Raw genomic sequence first — 17348 nt, 5'->3', positions numbered from 1 at the left:
TCGATGAGTTTTGCTGAAAAAGATTTGTATAAAGATGCCGAGTTTACCCTGGAAAAGGGCGAGCATATGGGTGTTGTCGGTCAAAATGGCGTTGGAAAATCTACTTTGATTAAAATTATTACCGATACTCAATTGCCCTTAACCGGTGACATCAAATGGCAGAAGAATATAAAAATCGGCTACTTGGATCAGTATGCCGATATTGAAGACGATTTAACATTGATTCAATTTTTGAGAACCGCATTTGCGGACTTGTACAAGAAAAATGAAACGTTGACCAAATTATATGAGACTTATGCCGAAACGGCTGACGATAAATTGTTGGAACGAGCCGGCACAATTCAAGACGAGTTGGATTCCAGTGATTTTTATGATGTTGATACGCGCATTGAACAGACCGTTGTCGGTTTGGGATTAGACAGTATTGGCCGCGATCACCTGGTTGGCAAAATGTCAGGTGGCCAGCGTTCCAAGATTATCTTGGCTAAAATGCTACTTGCTGATCCGGACATCATCCTTCTTGATGAGCCGACAAACTATTTGGATGTCAACCAAATCGAGTGGTTGGTTGACTATTTAAATAATTTTAGCGGAGCCGCTATGGTGGTCTCACATGATTATGACTTTTTGGATCGAATTACCAATTGTATTATTAACGTGGCTTTTGGTAAGATCACGAAGTATCGTGGAAACTTTAAAAAAGCCATGCGTCAACGAAAAGAGCGGGAAGAGTTTCAGCAAAAGCAGTATGACAAGCAACAAGTTGAAATTGAGAAGGCCGAACGTTTTATTCGGAAGAATAAGGCCGGATCCAAGTCAACGATGGCCAAGTCCCGTGAGAAGAAGCTTTCCCATATGGATAAAATCGATCCACCTTCAACTAATATTTCTGCCAGCTTCAATTTTCCATATGAGGATACCGGATCACACGAAGCCTTAACGGTTGAGAAATTATCCGTTGGATACAACAAACCATTGTTAGCACCGGTAACCTTTACTATTTCAATGGGCGAAAAAGTCGGTTTTAGTGGCTTTAACGGTGTTGGTAAATCAACATTGATTAAGACCATTTTGAAGAAATTGCCGGCAAAGGGCGGTACTGCTAAATTTTCACCATCCGCGATTATTAATTACTTCAGCCAGGATTTGGCTTGGGACAATAATCGGATGACACCGATGCAGATTATCTCGGATAAGTATCCTAAATTAAGTCAGCGAACGATTCGAACAAAATTGGCAAAGTGTGGGTTGGATGCACAAAATGCAATTAAACCCATTCACGAGTTGTCCGGTGGAGAACAAACCAAGGTTAAGCTGGCTATGATGGAATTTGTGCCAAGCAACTTCCTGATCATGGATGAGCCGACCAACCATTTGGATGAAGAAACCAAGGAAGCCCTGAAGCGGGCAATTGACCGCTTCTCGGGTAATGTTATTATTGTCAGTCATGAAAACAGCTTTTATGAGGGACTGGTTGATAAGGTCTTGAACGTTGAGAAGCTGAGTTTGCGTGAACGGGCAAAGAATGAAACGTTATAAATAAAGCAATCAATATAAGTGAAAGTAAAAGGCATAAACTGAAATTCCCAGTTTATGTCTTTTTGCATTGAATTGATAAAAACTGTATTAACGTAAACGCGGTTAATCGGCTGCTTCGTGACGTGCTTTTAGATCAGCTTCAATCTTTGGTTGCATTTTATCGAATTTATAGAAATGCATTAAAATCAAACCGATTCCAAAACCGATAAGCGGCACCCAAACAAAGTTCATTTCAATGGCGTTTAAAGCTTGGGGTGTTTGGGCATGGTTAGCAACGTAGCCGTTCATACTAAGCAGGAAGCCGGTAACGACACCACCCATTCCCATACCAAGGTTGGAAGCAATTCCGGAGAACGAGGTAACCAAACCTTCTGCTCTGACACCGTTCTTCCATTCGCCGTAATCAACCGTGTCGGCCAACATGACGGGTAGTAATCCGGCAAAGAATCCGTTGCCAAAGTATCCCAGAATCGTTGCACCGGCGAGAATTGGTACGTTCATCATTTTGGCACCAACGCCCAGAACCAATTGACTAATCACACAAAGTCCCAAACCGATGACCATGGTGCCTTTTTTACCGAAGTGCCTGGTTAGAAATGGAGTAAAGACAATTACAACTAGTGACAGCGCTTGCAATCCTAGCATAAATGAAGCCAGATCGGCGTTGTGCATGTTGTACTTGAAAAAGTAAACAGTGACTTGAAGCTTGGTTTGCATGCCAATCCAGAAGAAGAAATACATTGATGAAATAATCATCCACGGCCAATTGCCTTTGAGGGCGCTGGCCGACTGCTTCAGTGACAACTTTGTTTGATGCTTTGGGTGGACCCGTTCATGGGTATTCTTGAAAGTGACTAATAACAGAAAAGCTGTTAGGACAGCCACAATAATAGCGGTTACAAGAAATCCCTGTTTATCATTTCCGTGACCCAGTAATTGAACAGCCGGTAAAACGGCAATTGAGATTAATGTAGCACCGGTTGTTGCCAGAACTTGACGAACAGTGCTGAACTTAACCCGCTCTTGGGGGCTGGCAGTTAAGCTTGGCAGCATGGATGTAATAGGGATGTTAATACCTAAATACAGAATATCAATAGCGATGTAAGTAACATAAGCCCAAATTAATTTACCCAATGGACCTAAAGGAACGGACGAAAACGCAAGAATAAAGAAGATAGCGTAGGGAATTGAGAACCACAAGAAGTAGGGACGACTCTTGCCCCAACGGGTGTGGGTCCGATCGATCATAATCCCCCATGTAGGTCCGGAAATCGCGTCCACAATTCTGGCAACGAAGAATAGCGTTCCGATTGCACCGGCCGCTAATCCAAAAACATCGGTGTAGTAATACATTAAATAGGTACCGACCATGCCGTTTGCGACATTGCAGGCAAAATCACTGGCCCCATAGCTGAGGCGCTCTTTATTTGTAATGTGTTCAGAATCCGCCACGACATCGGATCCTTTTGGCAGTGTTTGAGTCATTTTCATAACAAATCCTCTTTCCAACTGATTACGGTTAGTCGACGAGTGACAGGTTGCTGGTTAAGACCCGGGTTGTTTTGCCGTCGGCTGTGATTTGGTCAATGGTAAATTCCTGAGATTTCAGGTTGGCGGTTAACGCTGCTTTTGCCTTACCATTGGCTGATTGACGGGTCACTTTAATTTCGGTTTCACTTGGCTGGCTGACTTTGATTTGACCGTCAAGATCGAAAGCCGGACTGGCGTTACGGAACTTCAATAATTTGAATAGTGCTTGAACGACGGGGCGTTGAACTTCTTGATCAACTTCGTCAAGTGAATAATAATGACGGTTAATGTTACGGCCTTCCTTCGTCTTTTCCAGAAGTGCCAGGTCATTCTTACCGGCGAGTAGACCAACGTAATAAATTTGAGGAATTCCCGGTGCAAAAATTTGAATGGCCCGGGCAAGCAGATAGGCTTGATCGTTGTCGCCTAAAGCGGAGTAGTAAGTGGTGTTGATTTGATAAACATCCAAATTGTGATAGGCGGTACTTGAGTAGACTTTCTTCACGTTGGCACCGACTTTGTACATCTCTGCTTTGGTGTAATCCAATTCATCGTCCGTTAAAATATCTTTGGCATCCACAACCCCAATACCATCATGGGTATCAAGAGTGGTGAATTGTTTCATCGGACTTTGACGCAACCAATCTGCCAAACGATCCGACTTACCCGAATATAAGCTGTAAAGGGTCACGATTGGAAGTGCAAAGTCATAGCTAAAGTAGTTGTGATCAGTTAATTTTCGAACAATATGGTAATTTTCATGAATTTCAGGTAATAACGTTGTTGCCTTTGGTGCTGTAATTTGGTTGATTTCGTTTAATAAGTCCCAAATTTCCGGTTCAACAAAGAAATCGTTGGTTCCCAATTTTTTAACGGCATAGGCAAAGGCATCAAGACGAATGATCGAAGCACCGTGGTCCATCAAAAAGTTTAACGTTTGTTTGATGAAGTCTTTGGTGACTTGTTTCGTGACATCAAGATCAATTTGGTCTTCGCCAAAGGTGTTCCAAACTTTTTCCGACTGTCCGTCCGCAAATCTAACTTCCTGAACCGGTGCCTTTGGTTTTCGTTTATAGATCAGGTCAATATCTTCCTGGGTTGGGCGACCCTTTGGCCAAAATTCATCCCAGTGAATAAATAAATCCCGGTAGGCAGATGCATTGTGGTTTTGCTGGAAGTCTTTAAAGTATTTGGACTTTTTTGAAATGTGGTTGACCATGAAATCGAACATCAGATAATAGGATTTTGCCAACTCTTGAACATCATCCCAGTTTCCGAATTTTTCATCCACTTTGGTGTAATCCATTGGTGCGAAGCCGCGATCTCCTGACGATGGGAAGAATGGCAGGAGATGGACACCGCCAATAACGCCTTTTAAATGGTTGGCTAAAACGGATTGAAGTTCCTTGATATTGTTGCCCAGACTGTCAGGATAAGTAATGAGCATGGCTTTGTTAGTGAGTTTCATTTTTTTAATTCCTCTCATATTTATATAGATAGGCTGCCCATGGCTTGAGTGCCATGGTTGATGATTGCTGTTTCTCGGTTGTATTTGTTAAAACGAGTTGTCTATTTTGATAACGATCGGAAATTGTGACGGTGGCCGGTTGATCACTTAGATTGGTGATAACCAAGTAGCCAACATGATTTTCTTCCCGCTGATAGACAAAGGATTGATGATCATGGGTTTCAATGAGTTGATATTGACCGTTAAGCAGAATTGGATCTTTTAAGCGAAGATGGATTAGCTGCCGGTAAAAATTGAGTACCGATTCAGGCTGTTCAACTTCATTGGCAATGTTAATGTAACGTGCATTTGGATTGCTTGAAATCCAAGGTTGATGATCACTGAAACCACCATTTGGCTGATCATTCCACTGCATGGGTGTTCTGGCGTTGTCACGACTTTTGGCACGAAGTTTAACCAATGTTTCTTCCGGCGAAGCACCCTTGGCTAATTCTTCCCGATAAAACCGTTGTGAATCTAAATCGCGAAATTGGTTAATATCATTGAAGTCAACGTTTGTCATCCCAAGTTCCTGACCCTGGTAAATAAAGGGGGTGCCTTTCATGAGAAAGTACATCATAGCCAATGCGGTCGCGCTTTGACTTCGAAACTTTTGATCATTTCCGAAGTATGATACGGCACGGGGCAAATCGTGATTTTCCAAGAAAAGTGCGTTCCAACCATTATTGTCCAGCCCGTTTTGCCAACGGGTGAGGGCGACTCGAAGCTTTGCGACGTCGACTTTACCAACAGTGAATTTTTCCCAAAAGCTAACGTGATCAAATTGGAAGATCATATCGAAGTAGCCCTTTTTAGAATCCACCCAGCGCTTGGCCTGTTCAACCGGAACACCGCCGGCCTCGCCAACGGTCATCAGATGGTTGCGCTTGAAATCGGTACTGAGATTGGCCAATAATTGGTCAATACCGGAAACGTTGTTCATCGCATCTTCCTGGTTGGTGACGTCTTTGAAACGTTGGTCTTTCTTGAGATGGGAGATCGCATCCAAACGGAAACCGTCAACACCGCGTTCAGCCCACCAATCGATGATCTTGGCAACGGCTTGATGGACCTTTGGATTTTCCCAGTTCAGATCCGGCTGTTGTTTGGCAAATAGATGATAGTAATAATCTTTCGTTGCGGGATTGTATTCCCAAGCGGATCCGCCGAATAACGAAACCCAGTTATTGGGGACGCTTCCATTTACGGGTTTACGCCAAATATAAAAATCATGGTAAGGATTATCAACGGATTTCTTAGCTTCCTTAAACCAGTGATGTTGATCCGACGTGTGATTGATAACCAAATCAAAGACAACTCGAATATTATTTTGATGAAATTGGTCAATCATCTCAAAAATGTCATCCAAAGTGCCATATTGAGGATCAATTGCTTGATAATCGGAAACATCGTAACCGTTATCAATATTTGGTGAGGCAAAAAATGGGGAGAGCCAGACAAAATTAACGCCTAAAGATTTAATGTATGGCATCTTTGAAATAATGCCTTGAATGTCACCAATACCGTCATGGTTGCTGTCAAAAAAGCTTTTTGGATATATCTGGTAGCCAACGGCATTCTGCCACCAAGTTGGATTTTGCTGATTACTGATCAAAATGCTCACCTCTCATATTTTTTGTAACCCCTTTCACCAACATATCATACGCTCATGAATTTGTATGTCAATCGTTTGACATAAAGTTTCATAAAAAACTTTTTCGATATGATATACTTAAAATAATGTTTTAATGGATTTTTAAAAAATGATACAGGTTATGTGGTAGATACATAAGAAGGTGAAGTTATGCAGCCTAAATTAGCGGATGTTGCCAAATTGGCAGGGGTTTCAATCACAACCGTTTCCAGAGTAATTAACGATCGGGGTTATTTGTCGTCTGACACAAAAGAAAAAGTGTTTTCGGCGATGCAGCAATTGAGTTATCAACCCAGTTTGGCCGCCCGAGCCCTGCACGGCAAGCAATTCAAATTAGTCGGATTGATCTTTGCCAGTCTTGAGAATCCTCTGATTGCCGAAGTGGTCGAAGAAATTGAAAATCGTTTATTCAATCGGGGCTATAAAGCGATTATCTGTAATAGTATGGATAATCCCGAAAAAGAACAGCAATATTTAAAAATGCTGATGGCTAATCAGGTTGACGGCATTATTACCGGCTCCCACAACGAGGGTATTAAAGAATACCGGCTGTCGGGGCTGCCGATTGTGTCATATGACCGCTATTTCCAAAATAAGATTCCGACAGTCAGCAGCGATAATTTGGCTGGTGGTGAATTGGCTGCTACTACAATGATCGAAAAGGGGTCAACTAATTTAATGCTGGTTTCCGGCAGTCTTGAGAAAAAGGCACCAAACAATGCGCGGCTAACCGGTTTTAAAACGGCTGCCAAAAATCGAAAGGTACCGGTTAACACGGTTGAATTTCCGTTTAATTCAACACCAACAATTAAACGGGCGACTATTCGTGAAAAATTGGTATCCCATCAACCGGACGGGGTCTTTTGTACTGATGATTTGACGGCACTTCTATGTATTCAGGAAGCTCAAAAATTGGGGTTAAAGGTCCCCGAAGATATACAGGTCATTGGTTATGACGGCTCAAAATATGTGCAGGAATATAACCCTGAGCTCAGTACGATAGTCCAGCCGGTTAGCGATATTGCCGATTTGTTGGTGCGATTATTATTCAACAGGTTGGAAAAAAATGACGAAAAACTATTAGATACGTATGTGCTGCCGATCAAACTACTACAGCGGAGATCAACCAGGAAATAAGGTATGAGAATGAAGATCTTCGACGGAATAGGTCGGTCGTTCAGAGGTTAATTGAGGAATCGTTATCATGGAAACTAAAGTAAAAAGAAGCTACTTTTCGCTGATTTTCAGCCCGTTTGCTTCTCAACTGGGGTCGGCGATTTATTTGTTGGGCCTTAATTGGCTGATTGTGCGAATGACCGGTAATACGAAGTTGCTTGGCATTATTGAAGGTATCGGCGGCATCGGATTTTTGTTAGGGGACCTTTTAGTTGGACGGCTTGTAGACCAATATAATCGAAAGGTTGTTTTAGTAGGAACCGATTTGATGTCGGCATCGATGTGTTTGGCCGGCGGCATCATCGTTGATAATCAAAAGCCTCAAATTTGGCTTTTATTGACAATTACTTTCGTACTGAATTTGATGCTGGCAATTAATTTTCCAGCGGCCAAAGCTATTGCACCGGAAATAATTGATAATGCCGGTTTACAGCGGTTCAATGCGGTTGCCAATATGTTCTTTAATTTTGCAAGCGTTCTCGCACCACTAATTGGTGGGGTATTGCTGGCAATTAAAAGTATTGAATTCAATGAATTCTTAATGATTAATGCGATGTCATTTGTGATTGCAATCCTGTTGAATTTGTTGATTTCATATCAGCCAACTAAGAGACTGGCGGATCAAGAACCACAGTCAATCTTAAAAAGTAATTTAATCGGGTTTGCTTACGTAAAAAAACACCCCAAATTAATCATGAATCTGTTTTCAATGGCTATTTTTAACTTTTGTTTTGCGGGTTATTTATTAGCAGCACCGTATATCAGCAGTCACTTTTTTGGCGGTCGTTCGGAAAATTACAGTTTGTTTTTAACTGTATATGCAATTGGTGGCTTAATTGGCGGGATTTGGCTGACACTTGAGAAACGAACCGTTTCAATTAAAGTGATCTACTATGAAGAATTATTTTACGGTACCGTGCTGATTATTTGTGGAACGTTTCTGTCATTTTATACTTGGATTTTGATTGCGTTGATTTGTGGCATTGTCCAAGCCAGGTTCTTCGGTAGTATAACGACATTGATTCAAAACGAAACCGATTTGGAATTCTTGGGACGGGTTTTCGGGTTAACCTACCTGTGCTTTGACGGCATTCAACCACTTGGAAATTTTTTGTTCGGCTTTTTTATTAGTAGCTGGCAGCATTGGACATACGTGGTGATAGGTATCTTTTTAATTGTGCCGTTTGGCATCATGTTGTATTTTGAGCGACAGACTGACCTGAAAAAAGTTGATTGATGCCTTTGGCAAAAAGAAAGAGGCCTTTAAATCACAGCTGTAAAGTGATTTGAAAGCTTCTTTTTTAATAGCGGATCATTGTTCGTAATATTGTTTGATAAAATTATTTAAAATCCAATCATCACGATCCGACACACTGCCAATGTAATCAGCTCTTTGAAGAGCGGTTTTTTCGACTGGCAATGCGTGACCGATATCAACAAATGTTGGCCCTTGTAAGCCGGATAATTGCCAATCTTTTAAGGGATAGAACCGATTTAATTCGTTAGCACCGCTATCAATTAGTTTAAAAAAGTAGCATTGTGAATCTGATGATGCTACAAATTCAGGCCGATTCTTTCCTTCCATTGCGGTTGTGTAGGGAATGTAAACTCCCTTGACGTTATCGACTTGATAAATCTTCGTTTTTGTCATAGCTTATTCCTCAACTTTCTTAAGTCCTACTTGGGACCTTATAGTTATTAAATACGAGAAATAAACCAGTTTTCTTGACTATTTTTTAAATCCAGAAAAGAATTTCTCTGTTATGATGATCAGTGAAGACTAAATTCTTGGAGGAAAAGTAAGGCATGACGCAAAACAAGCAGATTCAATATGATCTTCAACTTATCAAAAATTGGCAGCGACAACTCCACTACACCGATGATCAGGTTCAAGCAGTGATTCAAGTCGATGATTATTCAACGTTTATTACCGGACACGCAGCAGTCGGGGAGTATGATCCGGCAGCTGACAGGTTCAGAAAAGTGGCTTTTCAGAAACTGATGCCGAATTTGGATATGCGTTCGGCTTATTTATTGAACGGTATTAAATTTGAAATTCATGACTTGGCCTTAACGCCAACGAAGGTTCAATCGATTACCGGTGTTTCAACTGAAGAATATGATCACTTTCTTGCAGGGAAGTCGGATCGATTGGTTTATGAAGATGCTTTTGACAGAATGGGTGTTTACTATTATCAACAGGTGGGCAATCGGCTCGGCTGATATTAAACGGAGGAAAGCTTATGGGGTACTTGTTCTTGTTGCTCGCTATCTTGGGCGAGTTATTAGGCACCAGTCTGTTAAAGGCCTCAGAAGGATTCAGTGTGTTGCTGCCAACAGTTGGTGCAATTATTTCCTATATGACGTGCCTGTATTTCTTGGCGTTATCAATGAAAACGGTGAATCTAAACATTGCCTATGCAATCTGGTGTGGCATCGGCATGGTATTAACAACCATTATTGCGGTTTATATTTGGAAAGAACCGGTTAACCTGGCGAGCTTCTTGGGGATTGGCCTGATCCTGATGGGGACGGTCATTTTGAGCCTGTATGGCGCAGGACACTGATTAATGTCGGATTGGGGGATGATTTTTTGACGTTTGCTTGGCATTATAGTTTGTTGAAGAACCTGCCAATAGTGTTATTCGGAATAGCAGCGTCTTTTTGTGATTTGCTTTTTGAGTTTGATTGGTTACAATTTGTTGCTTTAGCAACTGGTTTAATTGTTTTTTCAACTTTTTATTATCAAATCATGATGAAAAGCTACTATAAAAGAAAGCCTCGTAACAATCCAAAGAACAGGACGGCCAGCATTAGTTACACAACGCTGATTGTCACAATACTGATATTAGCCTTAATAGTTGTGTGGTTTGCGCCCGCACAAGAAATCGGTATAATCAGCGTCTGGTTTCTGGTTATTTTACTGTTCACCGAAGACGGTTTCACATACGTTGATGGAGATATAGAGAAGCATCGTTTTAAAAGATAAAGTCATTTTAGTTATGACATAAAAATAATCTGAGATTAAATCCAATCAAGAACTGATAGATATCAGTTTATAACCGGGTTAATCTCAGATTATTTTTTATTGATTAAACGTATTATTTTCAACCTGACGGATAAAGTCTGCCAAATGCTTGTAGTAAACATCCGGGTTATCAACCATGTGGTGATGACCACCTTCGGGAGTAGAAACAAACTTGGCGTTTGGAATCATGTCAGCCATTCGCTTACCGGTTTCAATCGGCATTGTTTCGTGTTCACCAAAGGTTACCAGCGTTGGGACTTTAATGTTCTTAAGGTGGTCGGTAAAGTTCCATTCGGCTAATTTACCGGTAATGACAAACTCATTGTCGCCTTGGAAGGCACCGTAAATATCATTGTTGGTCACATCGATTAAGTGGGAAAGCTTTGAAGGTTGTTTTCGATCAATGTAGCCCTTATTCAAGATATCAACATAGGATTGATATTTGTCATTATCATAATCGTTATTTGCTTCGCATTTCTTCATATAGGCAACTTGATCGGGCGTTAGGGCTTCCTCACGAACCTGTTCCAGATGTTTGGTATAGTCGTCGATTCGGTCAACCATCGATGACACAATGGCACCCTTTAAATGCATGCCATACTTTTCAGCATATTCCTGGACCAATAAGCCACCCCAAGATTGGCCGATTAAGTAGAAATTATCCAAGCCTAATTTATCACGAACTTCGTCAACTTCATCCAAGAAATACTCGTAAGTTAAGATATCTTTGCGCACTTTTGGATCACTGAAATCAGGACTGTCTGAATACCATGACCCTAATTGATCGTACATTGTGACCTGAACGTTGAGACCCTGTTTTTTTAATTGTTGAGCAGCGTCTTCCCAATACTCATGTTCGCCACCGGGGCCACCATGAAGGGCTAACAGGTGAATATCACCCTCGCCCTGTGTGTTGGTCCATAAATGATAGCCGTTATCCAAAGTAATGATTTTGGTTCCTTGTTTCATTCAAATCACCGTGCTTTCTAGAATTTGTTTGATTAATCATAATGATAACACTTCTATTTAGCGTTCGCATCACTGGGTAAAAATGGTATTTCAAGCTTCGATTCGTCCAGAGCAATCGTGTAAGTGATGTCTTGGTTGCCGCGAATGGTGTAATCCATATCGGTTGCGTAAATAATAATCCCGAGTTGATGTCCTGCCAGCAATCGCCAGAAAGTTGGCTGAAATGCCAATTCAACTGTATAGTACTGACCGGGTTTAAGATCGTCGACTCGGTACGAATTCTGACGGTTCTGCATATTCATATGGGCATCGGTAAACTTCTTGTAGGTTGACGCTTTTTTCTCAAAGGTAAATTCCCTTAGGTTATCTTTGCGCCAGTTATAGCCGGTGATAATTTTTTGAGCGGCCAGGATTTGGGGAACGGCCGTTAGTCGTTTGGCTTTTCCGTAATCGACCAAAGCAGCGCTCAGCAAACCAATAGTTTCACTGCTGGCCGCTGAAAGGGTTAATTTGGCTTGCCCATCAACGATCAGATCTTTCTTTAATGGTTCTGAAATCAATTGAATGGCGTGCTTATCCATTTTGGTGTGTGATTTGTTAAAGAGTGCCCGTTGCCATTTAGCGGTATCTTTGACATAGTTTTTGAACAGATCATCGTCCAAATGATCACTAAAGACGTTATTCTCATTTAAATTAGTAAAGCGGGAATCGCTTAATGAATACGTGTCAGCGGAAGGATTGCCCCAATCTTGATAGGTGTGCCAGGTTTCCGGCTCGGCATTATCCTGAACCAATACGTCCGGCAGGATATCGTTAGCGTTGTTTTGAACGTCATATAATTTATTGGATAGCCATAAATTAACCAAATCAGTGTAATCAACCGAACGGAAGTTGTTCAGGTACTCATGTTGACCTTGGTGCAAAATCAGCTTTTGGGTAATCGCTTCCTTTTTTAAACGGTTGCGTAAATTCCAGACGTGGGACAATTTAACATTCCAGTCATTTAGACCATGAACCAGTAACATATCGCATTTGATATTGACATGTTTAAGCAGGTTTCTGGCATCCCAGAATGAATTGTAATTGCCGGTATCCCGATCCTGACCGCTGGTTAACTTTTTCAGTTGATCCAGCCAAGTATCCTTAATCTTCAAATAGTCGGCTGCCGATTGTTCCCGGCTAAATGTTAATTCACCAAGAACGTCGGTATCTTCACCCTGAAAACCACCAGGAGCGACAACCAAACCGTTTTCCCGATAGTAATCATAATAATTGGAAATCCCGGCTTCAACAACGGCTGTCTTTAAACCGGCAACTCCGGTCATTGCTGCAGCGGTGGATAGTGTTCCTAAATAAGAACGGCCGGTCATACCAACGTTACCATTACTCCACCAAGCCTTGATTCCGATTTGATCGGTTCGATTGGTAAAGGCAGTCCGATCACCATGCAGCCACTCAATAATCGCGGTAGCTGACAACGTTTCGGCACGGGTACCGGTTGTCCGCACGCCATCGGAATCCTTGGTACCGACACCTGATGAATAAACAACGGCAAACCCGCGCGCCAGAAAATAGTCATTTAATGAATAAGTCCATGTTTTGACAAATGTTTCTTCGGCAACGTCGGTATCGCCATTAACCTTTCGGGGTGCAGGAAGTTTCGGCTGCTCGTCACTTGCCTGAATATCTTCGTAGGTTAACTGGTTAGGCTGTTTTCTGCTAAGGGGATGATTGACGTCGTGGGTGAGTTTATCAGCAGCTTCGTCATTGGTTCCTTGATCGTATGGGCTGGCGGTGAAAACGGTAGGGACTTTTAAACCATCTTCGGTATTGGCGGGGCGAATAATTTCGGCTTTTAATAAATCCCGTTGACCGTCATGGTCGGTATCTAGCGGTGCTTCAACGTAAACCACGTCAGAAATGAGGCTGCTGGTATCAAATACTGCTTGTGCCTTGCCATTAAAAAAGAGGGGCCGGTTTAAGTTTTGATCGTCGTAAAATTGGGCGTAATAACCTTCGCCTGCCAAATAGTCAATTAATGTCTGACCGAATTTCGTGCGGGTATTTAATAGTCGATACCAAGCATCCACCAACTGTTCACGGCTTAATTGATCGTCGACATTGGCGATTGGCAATTTGAACTGGGCCATTGCAGCAAATGGGTGGTCCAATTCGAAGTCCAAGCCAACCTGAAAGCCCAGTAGTTGGAGGGCAACATTATAAAAGGCTGTTTTGGTAACAATACTTTGGGTGGTGGTGTAATCATAGGCGTTAAGTGTAGCCGTTGCCATGAGATTGGTGACTTTTTGAATTCGAACGGCCCGACTCTGTCGCTTCTCCATAAAGAATTTCAATAATAAGGCGCGATACAGCATCACCGGATCAGCCATCTTTTGCGTTCTGGCCGACAAGAAACGGCTATTGGCCAGTTCTTTAACAATTTGATGATGAGGTGTGGGTACATATGCAAATTGATTGATTTTCAAAAAGGATACCTCCAAATAATGATAGTGTGAAAGTTTTCAGAACACATTAGAAAAGAACTGTTGGCGTATGGATAACGTTCTGAATAATTTCTAGTTAGCAATATTATACCTTGATTTGTGGGTTGGGAGAAGTTGCCGAAGCCACAAAACGGTATTTATGAATGCGAATAGCTGGTTTTTCGATACTGAAGCGGTGTTTGACCGGTTTGCTTTTTAAATACCCGGGTAAAATAGGTCAGGTCATTATAACCGATCAGACCGGCAATGTCGGTGATGGACAATTGCTGATTCACCAGATAATCCTTAGCAATTTTGATCCGTCGGTGGTTTGTGAATGCTGTGAATGTCAGCCCGGTTTCTTCTTTGAATTTACGGGAAAGATAGGCCGGATTGGTACTTAATTGTCGAGCGGCATCAGCGAGTGAAAATTGGTGACCAAGATGAATCAGGATAAAATCAATCGCCCGTTTGACAATCGGACTGAAATTTGCCGAAGAGGTGTCCATCACCAATTGAGTGTAATCACGAAGCATTGAGAGAACCAGGTTTTTTAATCCTTGAATGGTATTCTGCTTCTCGATGAGAACCGCAGATTTTTCAGAGATGCTGTCTAAAAAAACGGGATGAACGCCACCCTGTTTAGCGGCGATTCGACACAAGGTGTTATTGACAAAGCAGATATTTTTTCCGGAACGGAGCGGTTGATTTGGGACACGACTGCTGAATAATGAAATTAGTTGGGTCAGTGGCTGTTGAAACTGACTAATCTTGTCCAGATTGCCAGTGGCCACCAGTTGCATCATATCGGCTTCCAATTGATAACGTTTTTCAATTGCTTGTTGATTTTCTGCGTTAATGGCTTGAACCGTTTTGGCGTGAAGCGGTTGGTCGGGCTTTAACAACTGTACGGCATGGGCTTTAATCGCTGGGGCTGAAAATAAATTAACCAGTAAGTCACCGGTTGCGCCGATTTCGGAAGTGTTAAGAATCGGCAAAGCATTATAAAACTGGGTGAGTTGGCGTCTCTCACTTACCGTAAGATGAGTCGTCAATAAGATTTGATTGATCGAGTCAATGGTAGCGGCTTTGGAAATAAACGGGCCGACTAAACAGGCACCGGCCAGGTTATCGTCATTAAACAATCCGATAGCGAGATATTCCAATTGGGCAGCATTGTTGTAATGCAAATAGTCATTCGAGTGGTGTTGATTTAAAATCGGCAAAAGTTGATTGGTATCCGGTAAGTCTTGGAATTTTGGCAGGGCATAACTTGTTGACTGGTAAAATTGATTGCCGGACAGATCAACTAATTGGACGTCCAGCTTAGTGGTGATTTGTAAGGCCTTTGCAATGTAAATGGCGTCCTCTTTTATCATGAGATTGTGAGCTCCTTGTTTCAAATAAATGATAGCGGTTTCAATAAAAGTAAAATAAATCTGCTTATAGTCAAAATTGTACGAGAAGTCTTGTGCGAAATCAATTATATTAAGACTATCTTGTAAATGTAATGTTAAATCAAAAGGTTATTAACCAGTAATGGAGGAATTCAAATATGCTATACCCAATGACAACCCCAAGTCGGGCTTTAATCGACTTATCAGGTCTCTGGAAATTTATGATTGACAAAGAAGTTCAGCCAATTGATCCCAAACAGCCTTTACCGACTGAAGATGTGATTTCGGTTCCGGCTTCGTTTAATGATCAAACAGCTTCTCAAGAAATTCGTGAGCACGTCGGTTACGTTTGGTATGAAACCAACTTTAGCATTGCCAGGGCATTAAGAAGCGAAAGGCTTGTTTTACGATTCGGATCAGCTACTCATGAGGCGTGGGTTTACCTAAACGGCCAAGAGATCACACATCACAAGGGCGGATTCACCCCGTTTGAGGTTGTGATTAACGATTATTTGAACGACGGCAATAACCGCTTAACCGTTAAACTCAGCAACGTCTTGGATTATTCGACGTTACCGGTCGGCAACTATTCCGAATCAACCGACGAAGATGGACACGTTGTTCGTCATTTGGATGAGAATTTTGACTTCTTCAATTACGCGGGCCTTCAGCGCCCGGTTAAGATTTACTCGACGCCTAAAGACTATATTCAAGATATCACAATTGTCCCGAATGTTGATTTGGACCGTTCATCTGCAGAGATTGAAATTAAAACACAAATCAGTGATGGCTTGGATAAAGTTAAAGTAACCATTTTGGATCAGGATGGTCATCCGGTGGCTGAAGTCAGTGGTACGGATAGTAGCGTGACTTTGACGGATGTCCGTCTTTGGCAGCCGTTAAATGCTTATTTGTATTCGGCCCAAGTTGATGGTTTCAAAAACGGCGAACTGGTGGACAGTTATTCAGAAGCTTTTGGCATTCGTAAAATTGAAGTCAGGGACGGTCAATTTCTGTTCAATGGGCAGCCATTCTACTTTAAAGGTTTCGGTAAGCATGAGGATACCTATGTTCACGGTCGGGGCTTTAATGAACCGGTCAACGTTTTAGATATCAATTTAATGAAAGATATGGGTGCCAACTCCTTTAGAACCTCCCATTATCCTTATTCAGAGGAAATGATGCGGCTTTGTGATCGAGAAGGGATTGTTGTCATAGATGAAACACCTGCTGTAGGCTTGATGGCGTCATTTGATTTCAATCTATCGATTTTGGAACAGGACGATTTCGAAGACGACACCTGGAAAACGATGAAAACAGCAGCTGCCCACCAACAAGTTATTCAAGAAATCATTGATCGTGATAAAAATCATGCTTGTGTTGCAATGTGGTCAATCGCCAATGAGGCGGCAACTTTCTCAAAGGGCGCGCACGAGTATTTCAAACCACTCTTTGATTTGGCTCGTCGACTCGATCCACAAAAACGGCCATGTACGTACACAAGTATTATGATGGCAAATCCACGAACGGATAAGTGTATCGACCTGGTTGATGTGATTGCCTTAAACCGTTATTACGGTTGGTATGTCGGCAATGGTGATTTAAAGACGGCGGAAAAGGCCACCAGGGATGAATTACTCGAGTACCAAGCCAAATTCCCTGAAAAACCGATTATATATACGGAATATGGCGCTGACACCGTAGCCGGATTACACAGTAACTATGGTGAGCCATTCTCGGAAGAATTCCAAGAAGATTACTATCGAATGGCAAGCAAAGTCTTTGATGAAATTCCAAACTTCGTCGGTGAACAGCTTTGGAACTTTGCGGACTTCCAGACCAAGTTCGGTATTCAGCGTGTACAGGGAAATAAGAAAGGGATTTTCACCCGGTCCCGTGAACCTAAGATGGTGGTCCGTTATTTAAAGAATCGCTGGACAGCCATTCCAAATTTGGGATATAAAGTAAAATCAGACACACAGGATCAGGCTAAAAAATTAACCACTAAATAAGTGACAGAAAAATGGCTTCGACACTAACCAGGCCGAAGCCATTTTTTTATGAA

The 17348-nt window shown here is 41.9% G+C and carries 14 protein-coding genes; 7 read left to right on the top strand and 7 right to left on the bottom strand.

Annotated elements, in window-relative coordinates; genetic code table 11:
• The first annotated feature begins 3 nt into the window (after positions 1 to 3).
• The gene (locus GQR93_RS11455; RefSeq protein ID WP_159298836.1) at positions 4 to 1539 is read left to right on the top strand and encodes an ABC-F family ATP-binding cassette domain-containing protein; all 1536 of its coding nucleotides are present in this window, start codon (positions 4 to 6) and stop codon (positions 1537 to 1539) included.
• A gap of 102 nt (positions 1540 to 1641) precedes the next feature.
• On the opposite strand, the gene GQR93_RS11450 is transcribed toward GQR93_RS11455, so the two are convergent.
• The 3 genes from GQR93_RS11450 to GQR93_RS11440 are packed head-to-tail and all read right to left on the bottom strand — an operon-like array spanning position 1642 to position 6200.
• The gene (locus tag GQR93_RS11450; protein ID WP_004466660.1) at positions 1642 to 3030 is read right to left on the bottom strand and encodes a glycoside-pentoside-hexuronide (GPH):cation symporter; all 1389 of its coding nucleotides are present in this window, start codon (positions 3028 to 3030) and stop codon (positions 1642 to 1644) included.
• Between the two features lie 28 nt (positions 3031 to 3058).
• Complete coding sequence (gtfA, locus tag GQR93_RS11445; RefSeq protein ID WP_035444671.1) at positions 3059 to 4537, bottom strand: sucrose phosphorylase; 1479 nt, start codon at positions 4535 to 4537, stop codon at positions 3059 to 3061.
• Between the two features lie 4 nt (positions 4538 to 4541).
• The gene (locus GQR93_RS11440) at positions 4542 to 6200 is read right to left on the bottom strand and encodes a glycoside hydrolase family 13 protein (RefSeq protein ID WP_004466664.1); all 1659 of its coding nucleotides are present in this window, start codon (positions 6198 to 6200) and stop codon (positions 4542 to 4544) included.
• A 180-nt stretch (positions 6201 to 6380) separates the two neighbouring features.
• Here GQR93_RS11440 and GQR93_RS11435 point away from each other — a divergent pair, with 180 nt between their 5' ends.
• A complete protein-coding gene (locus tag GQR93_RS11435) occupies positions 6381 to 7367 on the top strand; it encodes a LacI family DNA-binding transcriptional regulator (RefSeq protein WP_004466668.1) in 987 nt (328 codons plus the stop codon).
• Between the two features lie 67 nt (positions 7368 to 7434).
• Positions 7435 to 8643, top strand: a complete 1209-nt coding sequence (locus tag GQR93_RS11430; RefSeq protein ID WP_004466670.1) for an MFS transporter — start codon at positions 7435 to 7437, stop codon at positions 8641 to 8643.
• Positions 8644 to 8718: 75 nt separating this feature from the next.
• On the opposite strand, the gene GQR93_RS11425 is transcribed toward GQR93_RS11430, so the two are convergent.
• The gene (locus GQR93_RS11425) at positions 8719 to 9057 is read right to left on the bottom strand and encodes a hypothetical protein (RefSeq protein WP_004466672.1); all 339 of its coding nucleotides are present in this window, start codon (positions 9055 to 9057) and stop codon (positions 8719 to 8721) included.
• Positions 9058 to 9212: 155 nt separating this feature from the next.
• Here GQR93_RS11425 and GQR93_RS11420 point away from each other — a divergent pair, with 155 nt between their 5' ends.
• Genes GQR93_RS11420 through GQR93_RS11410 form a run of 3 tightly spaced genes read left to right on the top strand, consistent with a single transcriptional unit; the run spans position 9213 to position 10395 of the window.
• Positions 9213 to 9629: a hypothetical protein gene (locus GQR93_RS11420; RefSeq protein ID WP_004466674.1), complete on the top strand. Its 417-nt coding sequence runs from the start codon at positions 9213 to 9215 to the stop codon at positions 9627 to 9629.
• Between the two features lie 20 nt (positions 9630 to 9649).
• On the top strand, positions 9650 to 9973 hold the full coding sequence (locus GQR93_RS11415) for a DMT family transporter (RefSeq protein ID WP_004466676.1): 324 nt from the start codon (positions 9650 to 9652) through the stop codon (positions 9971 to 9973).
• Between the two features lie 26 nt (positions 9974 to 9999).
• Entirely contained in the window at positions 10000 to 10395 is a 396-nt protein-coding gene (locus GQR93_RS11410) for a hypothetical protein (RefSeq protein WP_223800608.1), read from the top strand.
• A gap of 96 nt (positions 10396 to 10491) precedes the next feature.
• Here the strand turns inward: GQR93_RS11410 and GQR93_RS11405 are convergent, their stop codons facing one another.
• The 3 genes from GQR93_RS11405 to GQR93_RS11395 all read right to left on the bottom strand — a co-directional run bounded on the left by GQR93_RS11405 (position 10492) and on the right by GQR93_RS11395 (position 15265).
• Positions 10492 to 11403 (bottom strand): proline-specific peptidase family protein, encoded by a 912-nt coding sequence (locus GQR93_RS11405; RefSeq protein WP_003559293.1) that lies wholly within the window; start codon positions 11401 to 11403, stop codon positions 10492 to 10494.
• Positions 11404 to 11456: 53 nt separating this feature from the next.
• Positions 11457 to 13889, bottom strand: coding sequence for a Xaa-Pro dipeptidyl-peptidase (locus GQR93_RS11400; protein WP_225430331.1), 2433 nt, complete (start codon positions 13887 to 13889; stop codon positions 11457 to 11459).
• Positions 13890 to 14044: 155 nt separating this feature from the next.
• A complete protein-coding gene (locus GQR93_RS11395) occupies positions 14045 to 15265 on the bottom strand; it encodes a helix-turn-helix domain-containing protein (protein WP_004466682.1) in 1221 nt (406 codons plus the stop codon).
• Positions 15266 to 15441: 176 nt separating this feature from the next.
• On the opposite strand from GQR93_RS11395, the gene uidA reads away from it, so the two are divergent.
• Positions 15442 to 17295: a beta-glucuronidase gene (uidA, locus tag GQR93_RS11390; RefSeq protein ID WP_004466684.1), complete on the top strand. Its 1854-nt coding sequence runs from the start codon at positions 15442 to 15444 to the stop codon at positions 17293 to 17295.
• Positions 17296 to 17348 lie beyond the last annotated feature (53 nt).

Origin of the sequence: Lentilactobacillus hilgardii (assembly GCF_009832765.1) — a bacterium.
GTDB classification, from domain to species: domain Bacteria; phylum Bacillota; class Bacilli; order Lactobacillales; family Lactobacillaceae; genus Lentilactobacillus; species Lentilactobacillus hilgardii.
This window is presented reverse-complemented; position numbering and strand designations above follow the sequence as displayed.